At 70.1% G+C, this 26,375-nt stretch carries 14 protein-coding genes and 1 pseudogene; 11 read left to right on the top strand and 4 right to left on the bottom strand.

The genetic code is table 11. From position 1 onward, the window contains the following. Positions 1-26: 26 nt before the first annotated feature. Both ACFP1K_RS10850 and ACFP1K_RS10845 read right to left on the bottom strand, forming a co-directional pair. Entirely contained in the window at positions 27-1,574 is a 1,548-nt protein-coding gene (locus ACFP1K_RS10850; RefSeq protein ID WP_380750036.1) for an arabinofuranosidase catalytic domain-containing protein, read from the bottom strand. A 436-nt stretch (positions 1,575-2,010) separates the two neighbouring features. Continuing rightward, positions 2,011-2,748: a FadR/GntR family transcriptional regulator gene (locus ACFP1K_RS10845; RefSeq protein ID WP_380750033.1), complete on the bottom strand. Its 738-nt coding sequence runs from the start codon at positions 2,746-2,748 to the stop codon at positions 2,011-2,013. A 635-nt stretch (positions 2,749-3,383) separates the two neighbouring features. Here ACFP1K_RS10845 and ACFP1K_RS10840 point away from each other — a divergent pair. The 11 genes from ACFP1K_RS10840 to aspS all read left to right on the top strand — a co-directional run bounded on the left by ACFP1K_RS10840 (position 3,384) and on the right by aspS (position 23,173). Next, positions 3,384-5,771 carry an RICIN domain-containing protein gene (locus tag ACFP1K_RS10840; RefSeq protein WP_380750030.1) on the top strand — a complete coding sequence of 796 codons (2,388 nt, stop codon included), beginning with the start codon at positions 3,384-3,386 and terminating at the stop codon, positions 5,769-5,771. 260 nt (positions 5,772-6,031) lie between these two features. Beyond that, positions 6,032-8,875: a PQQ-dependent sugar dehydrogenase gene (locus ACFP1K_RS10835; RefSeq protein ID WP_380750027.1), complete on the top strand. Its 2,844-nt coding sequence runs from the start codon at positions 6,032-6,034 to the stop codon at positions 8,873-8,875. Between the two features lie 110 nt (positions 8,876-8,985). Continuing rightward, complete coding sequence (locus ACFP1K_RS10830) at positions 8,986-10,773, top strand: ThuA domain-containing protein (protein WP_380750024.1); 1,788 nt, start codon at positions 8,986-8,988, stop codon at positions 10,771-10,773. Positions 10,774-11,685: 912 nt separating this feature from the next. Next, entirely contained in the window at positions 11,686-13,110 is a 1,425-nt protein-coding gene (locus ACFP1K_RS10825) for a sugar ABC transporter ATP-binding protein (RefSeq protein WP_380750398.1), read from the top strand. Continuing rightward, positions 13,107-14,108 (top strand): ABC transporter permease, encoded by a 1,002-nt coding sequence (locus ACFP1K_RS10820; RefSeq protein WP_380750021.1) that lies wholly within the window; start codon positions 13,107-13,109, stop codon positions 14,106-14,108. Before ACFP1K_RS10825 ends, ACFP1K_RS10820 begins: the two co-directional genes overlap by 4 nt. Beyond that, positions 14,105-15,037: an ABC transporter permease gene (locus ACFP1K_RS10815; RefSeq protein ID WP_380750018.1), complete on the top strand. Its 933-nt coding sequence runs from the start codon at positions 14,105-14,107 to the stop codon at positions 15,035-15,037. The genes ACFP1K_RS10820 and ACFP1K_RS10815 overlap by 4 nt, the downstream gene beginning before the upstream one ends. A 14-nt stretch (positions 15,038-15,051) precedes the next feature. After that, complete coding sequence (locus ACFP1K_RS10810; protein ID WP_380750015.1) at positions 15,052-16,269, top strand: substrate-binding domain-containing protein; 1,218 nt, start codon at positions 15,052-15,054, stop codon at positions 16,267-16,269. Further along, on the top strand, positions 16,266-17,117 hold the full coding sequence (locus ACFP1K_RS10805) for a sugar phosphate isomerase/epimerase family protein (protein WP_380750012.1): 852 nt from the start codon (positions 16,266-16,268) through the stop codon (positions 17,115-17,117). The genes ACFP1K_RS10810 and ACFP1K_RS10805 overlap by 4 nt, the downstream gene beginning before the upstream one ends. 53 nt (positions 17,118-17,170) lie before the next feature. Then, the gene (locus tag ACFP1K_RS10800) at positions 17,171-20,686 is read left to right on the top strand and encodes a ThuA domain-containing protein (RefSeq protein ID WP_380750009.1); all 3,516 of its coding nucleotides are present in this window, start codon (positions 17,171-17,173) and stop codon (positions 20,684-20,686) included. A 203-nt stretch (positions 20,687-20,889) separates the two neighbouring features. Next, entirely contained in the window at positions 20,890-21,474 is a 585-nt protein-coding gene (locus ACFP1K_RS10795) for a mismatch-specific DNA-glycosylase (RefSeq protein ID WP_380750006.1), read from the top strand. A gap of 367 nt (positions 21,475-21,841) precedes the next feature. Further along, a complete protein-coding gene (gene aspS, locus ACFP1K_RS10790; protein WP_380750003.1) occupies positions 21,842-23,173 on the top strand; it encodes an aspartate--tRNA(Asn) ligase in 1,332 nt (443 codons plus the stop codon). A gap of 5 nt (positions 23,174-23,178) precedes the next feature. On the opposite strand, the gene ACFP1K_RS10785 is transcribed toward aspS, so the two are convergent. Further along, positions 23,179-23,754 carry a histidine phosphatase family protein gene (locus tag ACFP1K_RS10785; protein ID WP_380750000.1) on the bottom strand — a complete coding sequence of 192 codons (576 nt, stop codon included), beginning with the start codon at positions 23,752-23,754 and terminating at the stop codon, positions 23,179-23,181. A gap of 1,136 nt (positions 23,755-24,890) precedes the next feature. Then, a pseudogene (locus ACFP1K_RS10780) lies at positions 24,891-26,375 on the bottom strand (hypothetical protein); the annotation flags it as partial.

The raw sequence follows: 26,375 nt of genomic DNA, 5'->3' as shown, positions 1-26,375 counted from the left end.
GCACGCGGGCCGTCCTGGGGCCGGGGTCAGCGGTAGCCGGCGGCGACGATGCTGGCTTGGACGGCGTTCTCGGTGGCGTCGGTGGGGTAGCCGGCGACCATGGCTCCCTCGTAGAAGGTTCCGGCGCTGAGGTTGGCGCCGCCGTCGGGTTTGCAGCAGTCACCGCCGCTGCCCAGGATGATGGCGCCCTGCTTTTTCATCGGGCTGTAGCCCGAGGGCAGGGAGCCGTCGTAGAGGGTGTACAGGCTGCCGGACTGGGCGTTGCTGCCCTTGATGGCGAATCGGCTGGTGCCGTTGTTCTTGAGGGTGGCGGTGACGAATTTGCTGGTGAAGGCCCTCTGGTTGGGGTTCCATGCCTGGCTTCCGCCGGGGAACAGGCCCCATTCAAGGTCGGCCTGGACCCAGGGCCCGGTGCCCGAGCAGCCGCCGAACCAGCATTGCCTGCTGAAGTTGATGGCGTCCATGGCGCCGGCGGCGTCGGCTTTCCTGGTGGTCTCGCTGTTGCCGTAGTCGAAGCAGCAGCCGCTGTTGACGTGGGTGCCGCTGGTGACCATGTACATGCCCTCGGGTGCGCTTCCGGTGGGGATGCCGGTCAGGTGACCGTCGCGCCAGTAGCTGTTGCCGGGGTTGATGTAGAGGGAGTAGGCCTTGTTGCCGTTCACCGTCAGCGATTCGGTGGTGGCGGTGGCGGGTCTGCTCTGGGGGGAGCCGGGGACCACGCTCGATCCCTGGTACCACAGGTCGTTGCCTCTGCCGGACTGGTCGTAGACGACGGTGATGACGCAGGTGGTGCCGGAGCAGAACGAGTCCTGGGCCGCGGCGCCGGCCGCGCCGCCGGCGGTCAGGACGGCGATGTTCCGGGTGGTGTTGTCGGAGGAGCGCCTGACCTGGTAGAGGTTCCCGTTGTAGGCGCTGTACAGCGCCCGCGTCGTGCTGTGCGCGGCGACGCAGGGCGTGCCGCCCGCGGCGTAGATGTCACACGGGAGCGCGCCGGGCGGGGGCGGGGTCGGCGTGGTGGTCGGCGTCGGGGTCGGCGTCGGGCTGGGCTGCGTTCCGGTGCTCCATCTCTGGTTGGTGCCGCCGTGGCAGGTCCAGATGTGCACCTTGGTGCCGTTGGCGGTGCCGTTGCCGGACACGTCCAGGCACTTGTTCGCGCCGATGGCGGTGATGCTGCCGTCGGAGTTGAGGCGCCATTTCTGGTTGTTCTGGCCGTTGCAGTCCCAGATGAGCACCGCGGTGCCGTCCGCGGTACCCGCGCCGTTGACGTCCAGGCACTTGCCGCCGTAGACCCGCAGCTCACTGGCGCTGGTGGTGGTCCACTGCTGGTTGGCCTGGCCGTTGCAGTCCCAGATCTGTGCCAGGGCGCCGTTCGCCTGGGAGGCGCCGCTGACGTCCAGGCACCGGTTCGATCCCGTGCCCACCAGCGGCGTGGTCGCGGCCGAAGCCGGTGCCGACCATGTCAGGCCGGTGGCCAGCAGGGACGCGGCCGCCGCCACGACACTCGCGACGAAGGCCGCCCGGGAGCGCCACCCGCGCGCCGCGCGGCCCGATAGGGGGACGGAGGAAGGCTGCATTGTCGTACTCCTTGGGGGGAGGGCGGGGACGGCCGCGCCTGGAAGGCCGCGGGGCCTCGCCGGAGTCGGCGGAAGACGACGCGCCCTCGTCTGACGGGCGCCGGGACCGGACTGCCCGATCATTGCCCAGCGCGAGAGGGCCGCTCGGAAGCCGGTCCATACCGAGAGAGCGAATCGATTCGCCAACGTACTGAATCCACTGACGGAGGGGGACGGTGGTGTGCAGCGAAGCACATACGACCGGCGGACCACCTGTCAAGGCTCCGGACTCCCCGGCTGTCTGCGGAAAGTCTCCTCCGGCGGCGCTCATCGGCGATACTCGCACGTCCGTCGCGCCGGGCTCCGATGAAACGTTCATCGACCCGGCTCGCCTGACCGTGCCTCGTCGCCTCTTGTGATCGAATCGATTCGGCACCGTGTCGACGGCCGGCCGGGATCAGGGGGATGAGAAGAGGAGCTGCTGGAGCCCTCTCCGGTAGTCGTCGCGGGTGTTGTCGACGTGGGTGGCGGCGGCCTCGGCGGCCGCTTCCGAATCGCCCACCTTAATGGCCTGGTAGATGGCGTCGTGCTCCTCGACGGCCTTGGCGGCGTGCCCGCCCATCGAGCCGCGCAGCCCGATGAGCCTCGACTGCGCCTGCAGCCTGCGGGCCTCCTGTACCGCGATCTGGAGGAAGATGTTGTGCGACGCCGTGGCGATGGTGGTGTGGAAGGTGTCGTCGCCCTCGTCGAACAGGTCCTCACGACCGGTCTCGAAGCCGTGGCGGCACACGCCGGCCGCCTTTTCGATGGCCCTCAGCTCGGCGGGGGAGGCGCGGCGAGCGGCCAACCGGCTGGTCTCCATCTCCTGTGCCCGGCGGAACTCGAACAGCGTGAAGACGTGGTCCAGGTCGGCCGGGAGGAAGAGGGACGCCCAGCGGCCGGTGCCGAGCATCCCCTCGTCGTCGGCCACGTACAGGCCACGGCCCTTCTGGGCGCGCACCCGGCCCAGCGCGGAGAGTATCTTCACCGCCTCGCGTACCACGGTACGGCTGGTGCCGAGCCGCCGGGCCAGCTCGTTCTCGGTCGGCATGCGGTCACCCGGACGCAGGTGGAGCCGGACGATCAGTTCCAGTACCTGCTCGGCGGCCACCTCGTAGCCCGGCCGGTATCCGCTCTCCCGAGGGGTGTCGGTCACCGTGCTTCCTCCTTGCCGTCGCCCGCAAGTATGCCTCCCCGGCGAGGGCCGTCCCCTGTTCAGTACGACACATCTGAACGGTTCGCAGGAGGACGTCCGAGGCGCGCCGTGCACCGGGATGGACATTTGCGCTGCTCAAGGCGGGAAATGGCTTAACCGTCGTCGTGACCCTGATGTGCGAATGGCGAAATAAGTGTGCTTAAGCCCTTGACGGGCGGCAGTGCTCCAAACGTAATTGGTAGCGAGGTCCCGGGGGGGCACGCTCCCTCCGGAACCTCCGCGGCTGGATCACGAGGCGAGGCGTGTAGGCGCTTCGCGGTTCTCGGCATCGTGACCGGCCACGCCGTCCAAAGCCTCGCTTCACCATGTGTCCCTTCGTGGTGTACCCGCGAGGCCCGCCGTCCCTGGAGTAGCACGTGACCGACCGAACGACCTCCGCCTGTCCACCGATCCGGTCACCGGATCGGCGGCATGGTCCGGCTGACCCCGGACCCGGATCGGCGTAGCAGGCCGCCGTCGCGGACCATCCGTCCGGCGACGACGGTCACCTCAGGAGGGCCACCTGCCTGAGGGGGGCGTGACCTGACCACACTCCCACCCGATAAGGAACCACTGTGCGATCATCTTCACCCGTCATGGCGCTGAGACCGGCCCTGACCGGCATCGTCGCCGCGGCGATGGCCGCGGCGCTCGCCCTCGTCGCGCCGGCCACGTCGGCCATCGCGGCCACCACGACCCTGTACGCGTCCCCCTCGGGTACCGGTACCGCCTGTACCTCCGCTCAGCCATGCTCGCTGTCCGCGGCGCAGACGGCGGTGCGGTCGCTGAACAGCGGGATGTCGGGGGACATCGTGGTGGAGCTGGCTGACGGGGTGTACCGCCTCTCCGCGCCGCTGCGGCTGACCGCCGCCGATTCGGGCACCAACGGCTACAGCGTCAGATGGCAGGCCGCGGCGAACGCGCGTCCGGTCATCAGCGGCGCCAGGGCGGTGACGGGCTGGTCGCTGGCCGACTCCGGGAAGAACATCTGGCGGGCCAATGTCGGGACCGGGATCGAGTCCCGGCAGTTGTACGTCGACGGTGTCGTCGCGACCCGGGCCCGCACCCAGGTGAACCGGGCCGACTTCACCGCCTCCAGCACGGGGATGAGGTTCAGCAACTCCGCGTTGAACTACCTGAACAACCTGGGCAACAAGAGCCGGGTGGAGATGGAGAGCGTCGGTTCGTTCACCGATCGCTACGCCACGGTGCAAGGCATCAGCGGGAACCTCATCACGATGCAGCAGCCGGGATGGAACAACAACAACTTCGGGTACGACACCTTCACCAGCCCGCACCGCGCGGGCCCGCTGTATCTGGCCAACGCCTACGAGTTCCTCGACTCGCCGGGTGAGTGGTACATCGATCCGGGTAGCGGTGCGCTGTCCTACATCCCGCTGTCGGGGCAGAACATGAGCAGCGCCAGTGTGGAGTTGCCGGTGCTGCAGTCGCTGGTGAACGTCGGCGGGACCTACGACGCGCCCGCGCACCACATCGCCTTCGGCGGGATCACGTTCACCGGTACCAGCTGGCTCGGCCCCAGCGGCAACCAGGGCTACGTGGACCAGCAGACCGGGTCCTACATCGCGGGCAACTGGAGCTGGCCCGGCTTCACCACCTGCCACAACGGCTGCACGCAGTTCGAGGCCGCCCGGCCCAACTGGTACCAGATGCCCGCCGCCGTGCAGGTCTCCGCCGCGAACAACGTCGCCTTCAGCGACTCGCGGTTCGTCAACCTGGGCCAGACGGCCATCGGGATCGGCAACGACGCCAACGGTCACGCCAGCGGTGTGGGCCTGGGCGCGAGCAACATCACCGTCACCCGGTCGGAGATCGCGCGCAGCTCGGCCGGCGGCATCGTGGTCGGCGGCGTGCGCGCCGACGCGCACCACCCCAGTGACCAGCGGATGACCAACCGGAACATCACCGTCAGCAACAACCGCATCCACGACCTCGGCATCGAGTACCGGGGCATCGTGTCGGTGCTGACCACCTACGTCAGCACTTCGACCGTGTCCCACAACGAGGTCTACAACATGCCCTACACCGGCATGTCGATCGGGTACGGCTGGGGTGCCAACGAGCCCGGTGGCAACACCAACTACGCCAACCGCGGGCTGTACAACTACCAGCCGCGGTACACCACGGCCACCACCGCGTCCAACAACCAGCTCGTCGGCAACTACGTGCACGACGTCATGCAGCAGATGAACGACGGTGGATGCATCTACACGCTGTCGTGGAACCCGGGCGCGGTGATCAGCGACAACTACTGCCTGCGGACCAACGGCTACTTCGGGGTCTACTTCGACGAAGGCTCCAAGTACTACACCGTCCGCAACAACGTCTTCTCGGCCATCGGCACCTGGGCCACCGCCAACTGGTGGGGCGGCGAGAACATGGGCAACTTCACCGTCACCGGCAACTGGACCAGCAACGGCTCCACCAGCATCACCAACGGCGACCGCGGCAACGTCGTCAACAACAACGTCACCGTCACCAACGGGAACTGGCCATCCGGTGCCCAGGCCGTGATGACGTCCGCCGGCCCCCAGACCGGCACGTCCCCCTCACCCTCTCCGTCGCCTTCGGGTGGTACGGGTGGCGCGCTGCGGGGTGTGGCCTCGAACCGGTGCCTGGACATCAGCGGCGCGTCCCAGGCGAACGGCGCTCTGGCACAGATCTGGGACTGCAACGGCCAGGTCAACCAGCAGTGGACCACCACCAGCTCCGGCGAGCTGCGGGTCTACGGCGGCAAGTGCCTGGACGTCAACGGCGCGGGTACCGCGGACGGCACCGCGGTGCTCATCTGGGACTGCAACGGCCAGAACAACCAGAAATGGCGCCTCAACTCCGACGGCAGCATCACCGCCATCGGGGCGAACAAGTGCCTGGACGTATCCGGCTCCGGCACCGCCAACGGCACCAAGGTCCACATCTGGACCTGCCACGGCGGCACCAACCAGAAGTGGACCCGCGCCTGACACCGTCAGGCGACGCGTCCTCACCGCCCTGCCGTCGGCGCGGCAGGCGGATCCACCGTCCCAATTGACCGATTCGACACCAGAACCGGCTTTCACTCGACAGCGGCGGCGATCGACGCCTCCCTCGTCCGGACACCGCATCGGCGTCCGGACGAGGGAACAGAGGGGCACCCTCTGGGCCGGAAGCGAGAACTGTGGCAGTAGCGCGTCGGCGCGCGCCTTGCCCTGACTGATCTGGATATGTCAGGAAAGGAACGTTCATGTCTCGACGTCCGTGGCTGCATGCGCTGGCCACGCTGGCGCTCATCAGCTCCGCGGTCGTGGCGCTCACCGCCTCCCCGGCCAGTGCGCTGGTCATCCCGGCCTCCGACTATCAGCAGGTCGCACTGGCGACCGGCGGGTCGGAGCTCGGTGAGGCGATGTCGCTGGCCGTTCTGCCCAACCGCTCGGTCCTGCACACGGCCCGCGACGGCACAGTGCGGGTCACCGACGCGGCGGGCAACACCAAGGTGGCGGCCAGGCTCAACGTCTACACCCACGACGAGGAGGGGCTGCAAGGTGTCGCGGTGGATCCGGGTTTCGCGTCCAACCGGTACGTGTGGCTGTACTACTCGCCGCGGCTGAGCACCCCCAGCGGTGACGCGCCGGCGACCGGCACGCAGGCGCAGTTCGACTCGTGGAAGGGTGAGCTGTATCTGTCGCGGTTCACCCTGAAGTCCGACGAGACCCTGGACACGTCCAGTGAGAAGATCGTCATGCGGGTCGCCAACGACCGGGGCATGTGCTGCCACGTGGGCGGCGACATCGACTTCGACGCGGCTGGGAACCTGTACCTGACCACCGGCGACGACTCCAACCCGTTCGAGTCCGCCGGCTACGCCCCGCTGGACGAGCGCACCAACCGCAACCCGCAGTACGACGCGCAGCGCACGGCCGCCAACACCAACGACCTGCGGGGCAAGCTGCTGCGCATCAAGCCGCAGGCCGACGGCACGTACACCATCCCGAGCGGCAACCTGTTCGCGCCGGGCACGAGCGGGACCCGGCCGGAGATCTACGCGATGGGGTTGCGCAACGCGTTCCGGATGAGCGTGGACAAGGCCACCGGCATCGTCTACCTCGGCGACTACGGCCCGGACGCGGGATCCACCAACTCCAGCCGCGGCCCGAACGGGCAGGTGGAGTTCAACCGCATCACCAGTGCCGGCAACTACGGCTGGCCGTACTGCACCGGGACCAACACCACCAGCGAGACCTACAACGAGTGGAACTTCGCCAGCAACAGCACCGGCCCGAAGTACAACTGCTCTGGCGGGCCGACCAACAACTCGTTCCGGAACACGGGCCTCACCACGCTGCCGGCGGCGAGGCCGAGCTGGATCAGGTACGCCGGTGACGCGGGTTCGCCGCCGGAGTTCGGCAGCGGTTCGGAGTCGCCGATGGGTGGCCCGGTCTACCGTTTCGATCCGAATCTGAGTTCGTTGGTGAGGTTCCCGCAGTCACTGGACGGGCGGTTCTTCGCCGGGGAGTACGGGCGGCGCTGGATCAAGGCCATCGAGGTCAAGAGCGACGGCGGCTACGGTGAGATCTCGGCGTTCCCGTGGAACGGGACGCAGGTCATGGACATGGCCTTCGGCCCGGACGGCGCGCTGTACGTGCTGGACTACGGCACGGGCAGCAACAACCAGGCGCTGTACCGGGTGGAGTACATCGGCGGGGGTAACCGCAACCCCATCGCCAGGGCCGCCGCGGACAAGACCTCGGGCGCGGCGCCGCTGACCGTGAACTTCTCCTCGGCGGGCAGCTCCGACCCCGAGGGCGGGACGCTGTCGTACTCGTGGGCCTTCGGCGACGGCACCACCTCCACCGCCGCCAACCCGGCCAAGACCTACAGCGCCAACGGCAGCTACACCGTGACGCTGACCGTCCGGGACCCCCAGGGTCTCACCGGGACCGCGAATGTGACCGTGACGGTGGGCAACACCGCGCCATCGCTCACCCTCACCCTGCCAGGGGACGGCCAGTTGTTCGCCTTCGGTGACACGGTCCCGTTCCAGGTGACCGGGAGCGACGCCGAGGACGGGGCGCTGGACTGTTCGAAGGTGTCGGTGACCTACTTCCTCGGGCACGACAGTCACAGCCACCAGATCACCGGGAAGACGGGATGCAGCGGGTCGATCTCGGTGCCGGTGGACGGTGAGCACGACTCGGCGGCCAACCTGTACGGCCTGTTCGTGGCGTCCTACACCGACAACGGCGGGCTGACCTCCACCAGTACGCGCACACTGCAGCCGCGGCACCGCCAGGCCGAGCACTTCTCCGCCCAGCAGGGCGTGCAGACGGCCGACCACACCACCGCCGAGGGCGGCAAGACGATCGGTTTCACCGACGACGGCGACTGGATCTCCTTCCAGCCGTACTCGCTGACCGGTGCCACCAGGTTCACCGCACGGGTGTCCTCGGCGGGCGCGGGCGGCCGGATCGAGGTGCGGGCCGGGTCGGCGACCGGCACGCTGCTCGGAACGGCGACCGTCGCGAGCACCGGGAGCTGGGAAACCTTCGCCGACGTCTCCGCGAGTCTCAGTGGCGCGCCGTCAGGTACGACGACGCTGTACCTGGTCTTCCGCGGGGCAACCGGAGGGGGCTACCTGTTCGACCTGGACGCCTTCACCTTCGACACCGGCACGTCGCCGTCGCCGTCGCCCTCTCCGTCTCCTTCGGGTGGCACGGGGACGCTGCGGGGTGTGGCGTCGAACCGCTGCCTGGACGTCAACGGCGCGTCTCAGGCGAACGGTGCTCTGGCGCAGCTGTGGGACTGCAACGGCGGCGCCAACCAGCAGTGGACCGCCACCAGTGCCAGTGAGCTGCGGGTCTACGGCAGCAAGTGCCTGGACGTCAACGGCGCCGGCACCGCGGACGGCACCGCGGTGCTCATCTGGGACTGCAACGGCCAGAACAACCAGAAGTGGCGCCTCAACTCCGACGGCAGCATCACCGCCATCGGCGCGAACAAGTGCCTGAACGTCACCGCCACCGCCAACGGCACCAAGGCACAGATCTCCACCTGTACCGGCGGGACCAACCAGCGCTGGACCCGCGCCTGAGGCACCCGTCACACCACCCGATCTCGACCGCACCGCGACACCAAGATGTGACGCCCCCGCGGCCCGGCCTCATCGCCGGGCCGCGCCGGGCATCGCGACGGAAGGAACCCATGCAGCGACAACTGACCCCCGCCGCGCCCAGGCGCACCGCGGGGAGCGACCGGAAGACCTCTGTGCTGCGACGCCTGTCGGTGACCGCGGTGGCGTTGACCGCCGCGGCCGCGACGCTGGTCCCCGCCATCCCCGCCCAGGCCGCCGCCTTCAAGGTGCTGGTGTTCTCCAAGACGGCCGGTTTCCGGCACGACACGATCCCCAACGGCATCCAGGCCATCCGCGATCTGGGATCCGCCAACGACTTCACCGTCGACGCCACCGAGGACTCGACCGCATTCAGTACCTCCAACCTCGCCCAGTACAAGGCGGTGGTGTTCCTCAGCACCACCGGTGACGTGCTGAACGACAGCCAGCAGTCCGCCTTCCAGACGTACGTGGACGGCGGGGGCGGTTACGTGGGGGTGCACTCCGCCGCGGACACCGAGTACAACTGGCCGTACTACGGGCAGCTCGTGGGGGCCTGGTTCAACAGCCACCCGGCGATCCAGCAGGCCACCGTGCGGACCGAGGACCGTGCGCACGCCGCCACGTCGCACATCGGGGCGACCTGGTCACGTTCCGACGAGTGGTACAACTACCGCACCAACCCCCGCCCGAACGTGCGGGTGCTGCAGAGCCTGGACGAGAGCAGCTACAGCGGCGGCAGCATGGGTGACCACCCCATCACCTGGTGCCACCCGCAGTCCTCCGGGCGCTCGTTCTACACCGGCCTCGGGCACACCGCGGCGTCGTACTCCGACACGGCCTTCCGGACGCTGCTGCTCGGCGGGATCCGGTACGCGGCCAAGGCCACCAACGCCGACTGCCGCCCGGAGACGGGCTACACCACGTTGTACAACGGATCGACCACCGGCTGGTCGCAGGCCGGGCCGGGGTCGTTCACCAACAGCGACGCCACGCTGAGCTCGCAGGGCGGGATGGGCATGCTGTGGTACAGCGCGAAGGAGTTCCGCTCCTATTCGCTCAAGCTCGACTGGCGGATGACCAGCGACTTCAACTCGGGGGTGATCGTCGGGTTCCCGGCCACCAGCGACCCGAACACGGCGCTCAACACCGGATACGAAGTGCAGATCGACGCGAGCGACAGCGACGACAAGACGACAGGGGCGATCTACGGAGTCAAGTCGGCCGACCTCACCGCACGGAACGCGGCGCTCAACCCGCCGGGGCAGTGGAACACCTACGAACTGCTGGTGGAGGGGGAACGGCTCCAGGTGTTCCTCAACGGCACCAAGATCAACGACTTCACCAACGCCGATTCGGCCCGCTCGCTCCAGCAGGGCTACATCGGCATCCAGAACCACGGATCGCCCGACGTGGTGTCGTTCCGCAACATCCGGATAAAGGAGCTGACCACCGCGTCGCCGACCCCGACGCCCTCGCCTTCCCCGTCGTCCCCCGGGACCACGAGCGCGCTGCGGGGCGTGGGATCGAACCGGTGCCTGGACGTCAGCGGCGCCTCCCAGGCGAACGGCGCTCTGGCGCAACTCTGGGACTGCAACGGCCAGGCCAACCAGCAGTGGACCACCACCAGCTCCGGCGAGCTGCGGGTCTACGGCAACAAGTGCCTGGACGTCAGCGGCGCCGGCACCGCGGACGGCACCGCGGTGCTCATCTGGAGCTGCAACGGCCAGAACAACCAGAAGTGGCGCCTCAACTCCGACGGCAGCATCACCGCCATCGGGGCCAACAAGTGCCTTAACGTCGGCGGCACCGCCAACGGCACCAGGGCACAGATCTGGACGTGCAACGGCGGAACCGGCCAGCGCTGGACCCGCGTCTGAGGCCGTCCTGCCGTCCCCGGGCAGCCCGAAGCACCGAAGGTCTGCTCATTCGCGCACCTGCGCACCTGGCGTGACGCCCGGCGCGGCTCCGATCGGGGCCGCGCCGGGTGGGCCGTGCGGGACACGATCCGGACGCCTCCCCGTTCCAGCAGGCAACGCCGAGGTACAGGAGACGTGTTCAGTGGCCCCCATGGTTATGGCGAATCGATTCGATCACGGCGAGGCAGGCAGGGAACACACGTCGCCCAGGAGAGGTCTTGTCGTCTGTCAGCACATGTCAGAGGCCCTTTGCCCGATGCCGGGCAGGTGTGCCTCCTCCCGCCGGTCGTCGGTCTGCGGTCGCACGAGCGCGTGTATCGGACCCCGCCGGCGGCTTCCGTACGGTACGCACGATGAAAGTTTCATACTCATCTGGCTGTGACCTCCGGAAATATCTCGGCCAATATCCGCCCACTTGGGAAAGCAAGAGGCCTACGGCATGATCTGGGTCATCTGGAGCTGGGATTCGTCGTCGGCGCGACGAGACGCTCGGTCGGTGTATCGGACCAGATGCCTCCGATCCCAGCACATAAGCATGCCTTGACAGTCATCTTGCGTGGGCCTATTTTCGCACCGAATCGATTCGACTGTTATGTGGTCAGGCTGGCGTCCGTCCGCGCCACGCGCCGTCCATCGGGGAGGAATCGGTGCCGGCTGCGACGGCCGGACGCCGGTCCAGCGGCGGTGGCGTCCTCGCCGTCGACCTACCCGGTCGGCCACGCGCCGGGCCCGGCACCACTTCCGTTAGGAGAGCCCCGTGCACGACCCCCCACACCGTACGGCGCCGGGACCCGCCCCAGCCGGTCCCACCGCCGCGGCGCGATCCGCCGCCGCCCAGGTCGCGCGGCCCGATGGGTGGGCCGCGTGCTGAAGATGGCCGGCATCGGCAAGAGCTTTCTGGGCGTCCGGGTACTCGGCGGAGTCGACCTGGAGGCCTCCGCCGGCGAGGTCCACGCGGTGGTGGGGGAGAACGGCGCGGGCAAGTCGACGCTCATGAAGATCCTCGCCGGAGTGCACACCCCGGACGAGGGGACGATCGAGATCGACGGCCGGCGCGTGACGTTCAGGCATCCGATCGAGGCGCAGCGGGCCGGGGTGACGATCATCTACCAGGAGCTCACCCTGCTGCCGGAACGGACGGTGGCCGAGAACGTCTTCCTCGGCCGGGAACCCGTCCGGTGGGGGCTGGTCGACCGGAAGGCGATGGAGTCGGCGACCGGAGAGCTGCTGAGCTCGCTCGGCGAGGAGTCGTTCGGGCCGCGCGATCTCGTCCGGCGGCTCTCGGTCGCGCAGCAGCAGGTCGTCGAGATCGCCAAGGCACTGTCGCTGAACGCCCGGATCGTCGTGATGGACGAGCCGACCGCGGCCCTGGCCGGCCACGAGGTGGAGCTGCTCTACACGCTGGTGCGGCGGCTCACCGCGCGCGGCATCGCGGTCCTGTACATCTCGCACCGGCTCCGCGAGATCTTCGAACTCGCCGATCGGATCACCGTGCTCAAGGACGGTGCCCGGGTCACCACCGCGGAGGCTTCGAGTCTGGACACCTCGACTCTGGTCCGCCTGATGGTCGGCCGGGAGCTGGACTCCTACTACCCCGCCAGGGCCGCGGAACCGCCCGGAGAGGTGATGCTGAGCGTGCGTGGCGGCGGCAACGCCAGGCTGCACGATATCGACCTCGACCTGCGCGCGGGGGAGATCGCCGGGGTGGCCGGGCTGCAGGGCTCGGGCCGCACCGACCTCGCCAAGGCGCTGTTCGGTGCGGAGCCCTTCACCAGCGGCGAGATGACGCCCCGCCGTCCCCGCTCGGCCCGTGAGGGCATAGCCGCGGGGATCGGCCTGGTGACCGAGGACCGCAAGGCCGAAGGGCTCCTGCTGAACCAGCGGGTGCGCGACAACGCCCTGCTCGTCGCCCGGGCCACCGGGCGGCGCCGGCCCGGGCTCGATCGGCTGCTGGAGCGCGTGCGGCTCAACCCGCCCCGCCCCGCCCAGGAGGTCCGTCTGCTGTCCGGGGGCAACCAGCAGAAGGTCGTCCTGGCCAAATGGATGACGGTCGCCCCGCGCGTCCTGCTGTTCGACGAACCCACCCGCGGCGTCGACGTCGGCGCCAAGGCCGCCGTCCACGAGCTGATGCGCGAACTCGCCCGCGACGGCATGGCCATCCTGATGATCTCCTCCGAGCTTCCCGAGCTCATCGGCATGAGCGATCGCATCGTGGTGCTGAGGGACGGCCGCATCGCCGGAGAACTGCCGGCCGGCTCCAGCGAGGAGGCCGTGATGCGCCTGGCGGCCGCGTCATGACCGAGCAGCTGAAGCTCCGGCGCGTCCCCGCCGGGGGCTCGTTCCTCCGGCGGCTGTCGGCCGACCGGCCCGCGCGTGCCATCTATGTGGCGCTGGCCCTGCTCGTCGTGCTGGGCTGGCTGCTGTTCGCTCTGGACGGCGGGCGGTTCCTCAGCCAGGAGAACATCGTCGGCATCCAGCAGCGATCGGCGGCACTGGGCATCGTCGCGGTCGGTCAGACCCTGGTGATCCTGGCCGGCAGCCTGGACCTCTCGGTGGCCTACCTGATCAGCCTGACCTCGCTGGTCGCGGCCGAGATCATGGCGGGCGCCGACACCGGCGTCCCGGCCGCGGTCGCGGCGGTGCTGGCGGTGAGCGCGCTGGCCGGGCTGGTGAACGGCCTGATCGTCACCAGGCTCCGGGTACACGCCTTCATCGCCACGCTCGGCGTCGCGCTGATCATCAAAGGCGCGCTCGACCAGCGGTACGACGGGCCGGCGGGCAGCGTGCCCGAGTCCTTCCAGCACCTCGGGTACGACCGCATCGGGCCGCTGCCGGTGTCGGCGCTGCTGCTGGCCGCGGTGGCGGTGGCCGCTTCGCTCATGCTCAGCCGTACGCGGCTGGGATACCGGATCTACGCGGTGGGCGGGGATCCCGAGGTCGCGCGGCTGTCGGGAGTGCGCACCGAGCGGGTCGTGGTCGCCGCCCACGTGCTCTGCTCGATCTGCGCCGGGATCGCCGGGCTGCTGCTCGCCTCCCGGCTCGGAGCCGGCGCGCCGACGGTCGGGACCGACGGCGGGTACGACCTGGAGTCGATCGCCGCGGTGGTGCTCGGCGGGACCGCCCTCGCCGGAGGCCGCGGCGGGGTCGCCGGGACCATCGGCGGAGTCCTGGTCCTGGCCGTCCTCGACAGCATCTTCAACCAGATGGAGGTCAACTCCTTCGCCAAGGACGTCGTGCGGGGCGTGGTCCTGGTGGCGGCCCTGGCGATCTACGCGCGCAGGAGGCGGACCGCATGAGACGCGCACTGCCGATCTTCGTGGTGCTGGGCGGGCTGCTGATCGCGATCGCGGTCGTCAACCCGTACTTCCTGGAGCCACCCGCCTTCCTCGCCTTCGTCAAACGGGCCGCGCCGCTGGTGATCCTCGCGGCCGGGCAGTACTTCGTCATCGTGTCCGGCGAGTTCGACCTCTCGGTCGGCTCCCTCGTCACCGCCGAGGTGGTGATCGCCGCCCGGCTCATCGACGGCTCAGCGGAGGCGACCTGGCCCGTGCTGGCCCTGCTGATCGTCTTCGGGCTGCTCGTCGGGCTGGTCAACGGCATCGTCTCCACGCTGCTCCGCGTCCCCTCGTTCATCGCGACACTCGGGATGCTGCTGATCCTGTCGGGAGCCGTCTTCCTCTGGACCGGTGGCGCGCCCCGGGGCGCGCTGTCCCCGGAGTTCCGTGAGCTGGGCCGGGGGAGTCTGGGCCCGGTGCCCTGGTCGGTCCTGATTCTCGTCGCGGTGGCGGTCGCCGCCGTCTACGCCATGCGCGCCGGTTTCGGCCACACGCTGATCGCGGCCGGTGACAACGACCGGGCCGCGGCGCTGTCCGGTGTCCGCGTCGCCCGGGTGCGGACGGTGGCATTCATGATCTCCGGGCTGTCGGCGGCGGTCGCCGCGATCCTGCTCGGTGGCTTCGCCGGGGTGTCCGCGCAGGTCGGGCAGGGCCTGGAGTTCCAGGCCATCACCGCTGTCGTGCTCGGCGGAGTGGCCCTCGGCGGCGGCCGCGGTTCCGTGGTCGCCGCCATGGCGGGCGCCTTCACCCTGGAGGCGCTGTTCACCCTCCTCAACCTGTACGGCGTCTCGGGGGCCCTGGAGCCGGCCGTACAGGGCGTGATCATCATCGCCGCGGTGGCGCTGGGAGCAGTGAGCCTCCCACGCCGGAGAACCGCGGCCGCTTCGTGATGGAAGGAAAGACCATGCGTTCATATTCGCGACGGCTCCTAACCGCCGCCGCACTGGCCGTGCTGACGCTGTCGGCGGCCGCCTGCACCAGCGACAAGCCCACGCCGTCCGCCTCCACGGCCGCCTCCGCGCCCCCCGCGTCCGCGGAGACGGACAAGGGCACCGGAGCGCAGTCGAAGTTCTTCGTGCAGGCCGACTACGACGCTCAGATGGCGATGCGCCGGGCACAGCCGGAGGGCCCGCCGGACAAGCCGTGGGAGCAGAGCATCGACGCGCAGCCCGTCGACACCGCCAAGTACAAGAAGGCCGGGCCGTACCACCTGTGTTTCTCCAACGCCGCGGTCAACAACCCCTGGCGGCAGGTCGGCTGGAAGACCATGCAGGCGGAGGTCGCCCAGCACAAGGAGATCGCGCGCTTCACCGCGCTGGACGCGGAAGGCAAGGACGACAAGCAGATCTCCGACATCGCGGAACTGCAGGGCAAGAAGTGTGACGTACTGATCATCTCGCCGAACACCACGGCGACGCTGACTCCCGCGGTGTCCGGCGCCTGCCCGAAGGTACCGGTCATCGTGTTCGACCGGGGGGTCGAGACCGACTGCCCGGTCACCTTCATCAAGCCGATCGGCGGCTACGCCTTCGGCGCCGAGGCGGCCGAGTTCCTCATCGACAAGGTGCCGTCCGGCGGGAAGATCCTGGCGCTGCGCATCCTGCCCGGTGTGGACGTGCTGGAGACCCGGTGGTCGGCGGCGAAGGTCGCGTTCGACAAGAGCGGCCTCGACGTCGTCGGCGTGGAGTTCACCGACGGCGACGCCGCCAAGACCAAGGGCATCGTCAGCGACTACATCCAGCGCCACGGCAAGATCGACGGAGTCTGGATGGACGCGGGCGCCACCGCCGTCGCGGCCGTGGAGGCGTTCGAGGACGCGGGCCAGCCCGTACCGCCGATCAACGGTGAGGACCAGCAGGACTTCCTGAAGAAGTGGAGCGACGCGAAGCTCACCGCGATCGCCCCGACCTATCCGACGTACCAGTGGCGTACCCCGGTCATCGCGGCGCTCAAGATCCTCAAGGGGGAGGAGGTGCCGAAGGTCTGGAACCTCCCGCAGCCGACCATCACCCAGGAGAACCTCCCCACCTATCTCAAGCCCGGCCTGCCGCCGCTGCACTACGCCCTGTGCGGCTGCGAGAACCTGCCCGGCTACCCCGAGAAGTGGGGCGGCTCGTCGTGATCGGCGTCAACACGTGGGTCTGGGTGTCGCCGCTCACCGACGACACCCTGGCCGCCCTCGCGCCGCGGATCGCGGACTGGGGATTCGACGTCGTCGAGCTGCCGGTCGAGCAGCCCGGCGACTGGGACCCCGCGAGGGCGGCGGCCCTGCTGGAAGGTCTCGGGCTCCGCGCGTCGGTCGTGCTCACGATGCCTCCGGGCCGCGAGCTCGTCGGCGCCTCGCCGCAGACCGTCCAGGAGACCCAGGACTACCTGCGGCACTGCGTGGACGTGGCGGTGACCGTCGGCGCGCCGGCGGTCAGCGGCCCCGCCTACGCCTCCGTCGGCCGGGCCTGGCGTATGAGCCCGGACGAACGGCACGCGCTCTACGCCGAGCTGCGGGAGAACCTGAAACCGGTCATCGGATACGCGGCGGAACGCGGGGTCCGGATCGGCGTGGAGCCGCTCAACCGGTACGAGACCAGCGTCATCAACACCGTCGAGCAGGCGCTCGAAGCCCTCCCGGAGGAATGCGGACTCGCCCTCGACACCTACCACATGAACATCGAGGAGAAAGATCCCCTCCGGGCCGTCCGGCTGGCGGGCGCCAGGATCGCGCACCTCCAGGTGTGCGGGACCGACCGCGGCGCGCCCGGCGCCGACCACTTCGACTGGCCGGGCTTCGCCTCGGCCGTCCGCGACGTGGGCTACCGCGGCCCGCTCGTGATCGAGTCCTTCACCGCGGACAACAAGACCATCGCCACCGCCGCATCCATCTGGCGTCCCCTCGCCTCGAGCCAGGACGCCCTAGCCACAGAAGGGCTCGCCTTCCTCCGCACCCTCATGTCTGACCGACCGTCCGAGCCTTGACGGCTCATCTCCTTCGCACCCTCCAACTCTCACTGTCCCCAGGAGACCCTCCAATGCGAAGATCACGCCTGCTCCTCGCCCTCGTCGCGGCCCTGTCAGGGCTGTGGCTGTCGCTGACGCCACCGGTGGCGAGCGCGGCCGCCCCGCTGTTCAAGGTGCTGCTGTTCAGCAAGACCGCGAGCGGCGCCTACCGGCACGACTCCATCTCCGCCGGTATCACGATGTTCCAGCAGATGGCGACCGACAACAACTTCCAGCTCGACCGCAGCGAGGACTCCTCCGTCTTCAACACGGCGAACCTGAACACCTACGACGCGGTCATCATGTTCCAGACCAGCGGCATGGTGTGGGACAACGACTCCCAGCGTTCGGCCTTCCAGGCCTATGTGCGCAGCGGCCGCGGCGTCGTGGCGATCCACAACGCCGTCGACATGAACATCGAGTCGTCGTTCTCCTGGTGGGACCAGGTCGCGCTGGCCGGCGCGCACATGACCGCGCACTCGGCGACCGTGCAGGGCACCGCCAAGGTTGCCGACAAGGTCCACCCCTCCACCCGGGGCCTGCCGGACCGGTGGACCCGCACGGAGGAGTGGTACAACTTCGACAAGAACATGCGCGGCTCGGTGCACGTGCTGGTCACCGCGGACGAGACCACCTACGACGCGGGGTCGAGCAGGATGGGCGCCGACCACCCGATCTCCTGGTGTCACAACCCAGAGGGCGGCCGGGTGTGGGCGACCGCGATGGGCCACAACGCGTCCTCCTACTCCGAGACGCTGTTCAAGCAGCACCTGCTGGGCGGCGTGCAGTGGGCGGCGGGCGCGGCGCAGGGTGACTGCGGCGGCACGATCGCGACCCGCTTCCAGAAGGTGACCCTCGACGGTGCGCCGGACCAGCCGATGGAGCTGGACGTGGCCGCCGACGGCAGGGTCTTCTACATCTCGCGCTCGGGCAGGGTCAACCTGATCCCCGCGGGTGGCGGGGCCACCCGCGTCATCGGCACCCTGTCGGTGTACGACGGCGGCGAGGACGGCGGGGTCGGGCTGGCACTGGACCCGAACTTCGCCACCAACGGCTGGATCTACGTCAACTTCTCGCCGTCCAACGGGGGCGAGGTGAACCGTGTGTCGCGCTTCACCTTCAACGGCACCAGCCTCGACCTGTCGAGCGAGAAGAAGATCATCGAGGTTCCGGCGTACCGCAACGTCGACGAGCCCGGCCACACCGGTGGCTACCTCGCGTTCGGCCCGAACGGCAACCTGTACATCGGCCCCGGTGACGACACCAACCCCAACGGGTCCAGCGGCTACGCCCCGATCGACGAGCGCTCGGGCCGGGAGCACTTCGACGCCCAGCGGTCCGCCGCCAACACCAACGACCTGCGCGGCAAGATCCTGCGCATCCACCCCGAGTCCGACGGCACCTACACGATTCCGTCCGGCAACCTGTTCGCGTCGGGTACCGCGAGGACGCGGCCGGAGATCTACGCGATGGGCTTCCGCAACCCGTTCCGCTTCTCCGTCGACAAGACCACCGGCTGGATCTCGGTGGGCGACTACGGTCCCGACGCGGGCAGCGCCAACTCCAGCCGCGGCCCCGAGGGCACGGTCGAGTGGAACCTGATCAAGCAGCCGGGCTTCTTCGGCTGGCCGTACTGCGTCGGCAACAACATCGCGTTCAACGACTTCAACTTCGCGACCAACACGTCGGGGTCGAAGTTCAACTGCTCGGCGCCGACCAACAACTCGCCCAACAACACCGGCCTGACCAGCCTGCCCGCGGCCCAGCCCGCGACGTTGTGGTACAACTACCACGCTTCGGCCGAGTTCCCCGAGATCAACTGCTGCGGCGGCGCGGGCCCGATGGGCGGGCCGTTCTACCGCTACGACGCGGCGAGCACCTCCGACCGCAAGTTCCCCGAGTACTACAACGGCACGCCGTTCCTCTACGAATGGAGCCGCAACTTCGTCAAGGAGCTCCGCCTGGACTCCTCCGGCAACCTGCTGAAGATCAACCCTCTCGTGGCGCAGATCGCCCCGCACGCGCCGATCGACATGAAGTTCGGCCCGGACGGCGCGCTGTACATGGCCGACTGGGGCAACGGCTTCGGCCACGCGAACACCGACGACAGCATCTACCGCGTCGACTACGTGGTCGGAAGCCGCGCTCCCGTCGCCAAGATCACCGCCAACCCCGACTCGGGCAGCGCGCCGCTCACGGTGGCGTTCTCCTCGGCCGGCTCCGCCGACCCCGATGGCGACGCGATCACCTACAGCTGGGACTTCGGCGACGGCGGGACCTCCACCAGCGCCAACCCGTCCCACACCTACACCGCCAACGGCACCTACACCGTCAGGCTGACCGTACGGGACACGACCGGCAAGACGGGCAGCATCACGATGTCCGTCGTGGTCGGCAACACCCGGCCGAGAGTCGTCTTCTCGGCGCCGCCCGACGGCGGGTTCATCGACTTCGGCGACTCGGTGGCCTACACCATGAACGTCACCGACCCCGAGGACGGCGCCGTCACCTGTTCGAGGGTCAACGTGATCACGGCGCTCGGCCACGACCAGCACGCCCACGACACCGGTCAGTACACCGGATGCTCCGGGACGGTCGCGACCACCGCGTCCGGCCATGACGAGGCCTCCAACATCTACTACGCCCTGATCGCCGACTACACCGACAACGGCGGCCTGAAGGGCAACGCCGGCATCACCCTGCAGCCCAAGCACAAGCAGGCTGAGCACTTCACCGGCTCGTCCGGGATCCGGATCGTCGACCAGGCCGGAGCCGAGGGCGGCCGGCGCGTCGGCGACATCTCCAACAACGACTGGGTCTCCTTCACGCCGGTCAACCTGTCGGGGATCGACTCGGTGTCCTTCCGCGTCTCGGCGCCGTCCAGCACCGGAGGGTCCATCGAGCTGCGCGCCGACTCGCCGACCGGGACGCTCATCGCCTCCAGCTCCGTGACGGCGACCGGGGGATGGGACACCTACGCGTCCATGCCCGCGGTGACGGTCACCAACCCCGGTGGCACCCGCAACCTGTACGTGGTGTTCAAGGCGCCGTCGGGGAACGCGTTCGACTTCGACTCGATCACGTTCAACGGCAGGGGCGTCGCGCAAGGTAGCGGCCCCACTCCCACCCCCACCCCCACTCCCACCCCCTCGCCCACCCCGTCCGCGGGTACGGGCGCGTTGCGGAACGTGGCGTCCAACCGGTGCCTGGACGTCAACGGTGCTTCTCAGACCAACGGCGCTCTGGCCCAGATCTGGGACTGCAACGGGCAGGCCAACCAGCAGTGGACCACCACCTCCTCCAGTGAGCTGCGGGTCTACGGCAACAAGTGCCTGGACGTCAACGGCGCCGGCACCGCCGACGGCACCGCGGTGCTCATCTGGGACTGCAACGGCCAGAACAACCAGAAATGGCGCCTCAACTCCGACGGCAGCATCACCGCCATCGGAGCGAACAAGTGCCTGAACGTCACCGCCACCGCCAACGGCACCAAGGCACAGATCGCAACCTGCAACGGCGGAACCAACCAGCGCTGGACCCGCACCTGACCCGCGTGTGACCCAGGACCTGGAGCCGGCCCGCCTTCCCGCGGGCCGGCTCCAGCGGCGTGCCCGGCCACCGCGCCGGGGCGGCGAGGAGGACGTCCCGGGTGCCGTCGGCGCGTGTTCCCCCGACGAAGGGCGCCGCTCCCGCCAGCACCTCTTGTGGAACACTGAGTCCCGGGTCGCACGGGGGTGGAATGGAGGAGAATGTGAGATTCGGCCGTACCGAGCTGGAGAAGTTCCGCGGCGGTACCCTGCCCGACCTCCTCGGCCCCGATGTGCGGCTGCTCTTCGTCGGCATCAACCCCGGTCTGCGCACGGTCGCCGTGCAGACCCACTTCGGGCGTCCCGGCAACCGCTTCTATCCCGCGCTGTACCGGGCGGGCATCGTCGACCGGCTGATCGGGGTCTCCGACGGCCTCTCCGCCGCCGACGCCGCGCACATGAAGGCGCAGGGCATCGGCATCACCAACATCGTCCCGTTCGCCACCGCGCGGGCCGACGAGCTCACCACCGAGCAGCTCGTGGAGGGTGGCCGGGCGCTGGCCGCACGGGTCGGGCTGGTCCGCCCGAACGTCGTGGCGGTTCTCGGTGTCACCGCGTACCGCGTCGCGTTCCGCCGCCCGAAGGCCGTCGCCGGCAAGCAGCCCGAGGACATCGGCGGCGTACCGCTCTGGATCGCCCCCAACCCGAGCGGCCTGAACGCACACGAGACCGCCGGCAGCCTGGCGGAGGCCTATCGCGAGGCGGCGGTCGCGGCCGGGGTCCCGCTGTTCCCGCCACCCCGGGTGTGACGTCCCGCCCGGGGCGGCCACCGTGGAGTCACGGCGAGCCTCGCGGCGCGTCGCGGGAATCCTGGTTGCGGGCGTGACGGCCGGTGCGTAGGGTTTCGGCAACGCGTCGACGGAGACGAGTAGCCAGCGGGCCGGGCAGGTCGGAGAGAGTCGCCGGTAGTTGCGAAGGCGGCCCTGCCTCCGGTGGTGAAGACACTCCCGAGCGCGGGGAGGAACGGCGCCACGCCCAATGCCCCGCCGGGTGGCCCCCGTCATCAAGCCTTCGAGGCCGCCGGCTCGGCTCGGCGGTGAAAGTGCGGTGGCACCGCGAGTTCCCTTCTCGCCCGCACTCCCAAGGGATCACCACTCACTGAGCAAGAGGTTTGTGATGATCTCCCCTTCCACGACCGTCGCCCCCACCCACCGGGTCCTCGCCGCTGAGCTTCCCGCGCTGATCGGGCGGGAGGTGACCGTCCAGGGCTGGCTGCACCGCAGGCGGACCCTGAAATCCGTCGTCTTCCTCGTGCTGCGCGACCGGTCCGGTCTCGCGCAGATCGTACTCACCGGCCCTGAGGCCACGGCCGGGGTCGCCGGGCACCCCGAGGAGACGGTCCTGCAGGTCACCGGCACGGTGACCGCCGCCCCGCAGGCCCCGGGCGGGGCCGAGCTGACGTCGCCACGGGTGACCGCCCTGTCCGGCCCGGCCGAGCCCCCGCCGTTCGACCTGTACCGGCCCGCGGTGACGGCGTCGCTGCCGACGATCCTCGACCACGCGCCGGTCGCGCTGCGCCACCCGGTGCTGCGGGCGCCGCACGTGATCTCGGCGGCGTCGGTGGCCGGGTTCCGGGAGGCGCTGGACGGACTCGCGTTCACCGAGATCCACACACCCAAGGTCGTGGCCTCGGCCACCGAGTCGGGGGCCAACGTCTTCGCCATCGACTGGTTCGGGACGCGGGCCTACCTGGCGCAGTCGCCCCAGTTCTTCAAGCAGGCCATGGTCGGCGTGTTCGAGCGGGTCTACGAGGTGGGCCCGGTGTTCCGCGCCGAGCCGCACGACACGGCCCGCCACCTCGCGCAGTACACCTCGCTGGACGCCGAGCTGGGGTTCGTCACCGACCATCGGGACGTCATGGCCGTGCTGCGCGAGGTCCTCGCCGGCATGACGGACGCCGTGCGGCGGCGGGCCGGCGACGCGTGCGCGCTGCTCGGCGCCGCGCTCCCCGCCGTGCCGGAGCGCATCCCCGAGATCCACTTCGCCCGCGCCCAGGAACTCATCGCCGCGCACACCGGGGAGGACCCCCGAGGTGAGCCCGACCTCGCTCCCGCCCACGAGCGGTGGCTGTCGGAGTGGGCGCTGCGCGAGCACGGCAGCGAGTTCCTGTTCGTCACCGGCTACCCCATGGTCAAGCGGCCCTTCTACACCCACCCCGAGCCGGGCAGGCCCGAGTACTCCAACAGCTTCGACCTGCTCTTCCGCGGCCTGGAACTGGTGACCGGAGGCCAGCGCCTGCACCGCCACGAGGACTACCTCGCCGCGCTGGCCGCCCGGGGCGAGTCGCCCGAGCCGTACACCGGGTACCTCGCCGCGTTCCGGCACGGCATGCCCCCGCACGGCGGATTCGCCCTCGGCCTCGAACGCTGGACGGCCCGCCTGATCGGCGCCGACAACATCCGCCGCACCGCCCTGTTCCCCCGGGACCTGCATCGCCTGACCCCGTGACCGGCTCAGGGCGTCAGCGGGTGGCCCGTCTCCCGCAGGCGCCACCCGTCCGCGCCTCCGGACAGGTGGGTCTGCGAGAGCGGCGCGACGTCCAGCCGCCAGAAACGGGAGACCGGGGCACCGAGGACATGCAGGACGGCGGCACGGACCACCGCCGGGTGGGTGACGGCGGCGACGCGCGACGGGGTGGCAGGCAGGGAGTCCAGCCACCCCGCGACGCGGGCGACCAGTTCCCGCAACGTCTCGCCACCGTGCGGCCGTGCGTCCGGCTCCGTCAGCCAGGCCCGCAGCGCGTCGGCCCGTCCGGTGCCGAGGCCTTCCAAGGTGTGTCCCCGCCAGGCGCCGAGATCCAGGTCGGCGAGCGCCGTCTCCGGGACGGCATCCAGACCAAGCGCCAGGGCCGTCCGCAGGCACCGCGCCTCAGGCGCGTGGTACGCCGTCCCCACCCGCCGGAGCACCCCCCGGGCAGCCCCGGCGGCGGCCTCACCATGTGCGTCCAAGGGCTCGTCGTCATACGGAATCCGCGCCTCACGAGTCGCGGCGGTAGCCGCGTGGCAGACCAGGACGAGCCGAACGGTCATCGCATGAAACTCCTCGAACACTCACCGCCGTCAACCGCGTTGACCGTACGACGCGGGGATGGCAGACACCTTGATCGCGTGAGTGCCCAGGCTAACCACCCGCAGCCGAGAAACCCGCCACGGGTCTCCAGGTACAGCCATCGTAGGGATCAGTACCATCAAACCCTTCTCCGGCCGGGGTGGATGGACCCCCCCGTGGTCGACTCCGACCATGTCGAGCACAGCCCACCCGATTCCGGGGATATCCAGCACCGCACGCAGACGTCACCCCGCTAGAGCGGACGGCCTCCGGGGCACGTTCACATTTCGCCGGCCCGGTCTCCTCGTCCTCGGCCCCGCTCCGCTCCGCCCCGCCCCGACCCGGCTCTAGCCATGTGTCTTCCCGGCGCCGCGACGGCGAGACGTGGTACGGCGAAATCGGCGCCGTCGTACGGTGGGAAACCCGGCTTGGGTCTCCAGGGACAGCCATCGTAGGGATCAGTACCATCAAACCCTTCTCCGGCCGGGGTGGATGGACCCCCCCGTGGTCGAGTCCGACCATGTCGAGCACAGCCCACCCGATTCCGGGGATATCCAGCACCGCATGTAGACGTCACCCCGCTAGAGCGGACGGCCTCCGGGGGCACGTTCACATTTCGCCGGCCCGGTCTCCTCGTCCTCGGCCCCGCCCGCTCCGCCCCGCCCGCTCCGCCCCGCCCCGGCTCGCCATGTGTCTTCCCGGCGCCGCGACGGCGAGACATGGTACGGCGAAGACGGCGCCGTCGTAGGGCGAGAAACCTGCCATGGGTCGCCAGGGACAGCCATCGTAAAGGGATCACCCTTCTCCGGCCGGGGTGGATGGACCCCCCCGTGGTCGAGTCCGACCATGTCGAGCACAGCCCACCCGATTCTGGCGATATCCAGCACCGCACGCAGATGTCACCCCGCTAGAGCGGACGGCCTCCGGGGGCACGTTCACATTTCGCCGGCCCGGTCTCCTCGTCCTCGGCCCCGCTCCGCCCCGATATCCAGCACCGCATGCAGACGTCACCCCGCTAGAGCGGACGGCTTCCGGCGGCACGTTCACACGGTCCGCGCCTCGCCGACCTCCTGCGGCCGGTTCGCCGACGGGTCCGCCAGGCGGTCCGGCTCGCCGATCACGGCTGTGGGACGAATGCCTCTACGGCGTGCTCGCAGTCCCGCTGGAGGTCCGTCAGGACCGCCCGCACGCCGGGTGGCAGTCCGGTCGCGGCACGCAGATGGGCGGCGATCCACCGCGCCACCTCGCGGAGGGTGCTCGCGCGGGCGGACGGGGGCCCGGGAAGCCAGACGTGTACGGCCCGCTCCGCGATCCGCGCGAGGCGGGGGTCGTCGCGCGTGAAACCCACCAGCACGGCTTGCCAGTCCCCGAGGTACGCCAGCCCAGCCAGCCGCCCGGCCGCCACACCCGGATGAGCCCCCTCCACCGGGAAGTCCCGCAGCAGCGCGTGCGCCGCGGCGACCTCCGGGTGGGAGCGGGGCGGCGCGGGGGCGGTGGCGCCCTGGGACGCGGTCAGGCGTGCGAGGTGGCCGATGGCGGCGAGGACGCCGGCGAGGTCGGTCTGCTCCAGGAGGCCGTAGGAGCCGGTGCCGGTGAGGACGGGGACGGTGCCGTAGCCGGGCCGGGACGCCAATTCGCGGGCGTAGGGGAGGACGGCGGTCAGGCCGACCGTGGCGGCGGCCATGACGTACCGCCACGCGTCCGGGCCGTCCGCGGCCGGGGCCGGGGTCGCGAGGAAACGCGCACGGGCCCGTTCCCCGAGCCGGTGCTCCGGCCCCGGGGCGGCGTCGAGCAGGAACCCGGCACTCGACGACAGCCCGAAGATCGCCGCTTCGAGGTCCGTGCCCGACTCCGCCAGCGCCACCAGATCGCCCAGCGCCCCGGCCGCCCGCCCGAACGCCACCGCCCACGGCCACGTCAGCCGCCCCGGCACCCCCTCCCGCTCCAGCACCCGCCCCGTCCGCAACGCCAGCCGCACCCCCCGCCCCCGATCGATCGCGAACACCGCCCCCACCAGCGCCGCCAGCACCTCCATACGCCCCGGCCCGTCCACGCCCCCCTGCCCCCGGTCCGGCGGCACTGTCCCCGCCGACTCGGCAAGGCGCCCGATGAGCTCCCCGACGGCATCGAGCACCGCCGCGTCCTCCACGGCGTCCAACTCGGTCACGGCACCCGCCGCGGCGAGCAGCCGCCCAGTCGTGGACCCGGCGTCAACCGACGCCACGACGGCCCTCGCCTCCCCCGGAAGCAGACGATGCGCCGCAGCCGCCACCACACCCTCGTCGCCCGAGCCGAAGAGCTCAAGCAGTTCGCCACGACCGAGCCCCCCGGTGAGCACCACCCACACGACCTCGTCACGGGGCGCAATCGGACCTCGCGGCCCGGTAGCCGCCCTCGGCGCCCCTGGGGTGCCGGGGGCAGCGGTGGTGCCTGTGGTGCCGAGGGTGCCGGCGGGGATGCCTGTGGTGCTGGAGCTGCCGGAGGTGCTTGTGGTGCTGGGGATGTCTGGGGTGCCGGGGGCAGCGGTGGTGCCTGTGGTGCCGAGGGTGCCGGCGGGGATGCCTGTGGTGCTGGAGCTGCCGGAGGTGCTTGTGGTGCTGGG

The sequence above is a fragment of the Sphaerisporangium aureirubrum genome (assembly GCF_042658925.1).
Classification (GTDB): Bacteria; Actinomycetota; Actinomycetes; order Streptosporangiales; family Streptosporangiaceae; genus Sphaerisporangium; species Sphaerisporangium aureirubrum.
Note: the sequence above shows the minus strand (reverse complement) of the source record. Positions and strands in the feature narration are given on the sequence as shown.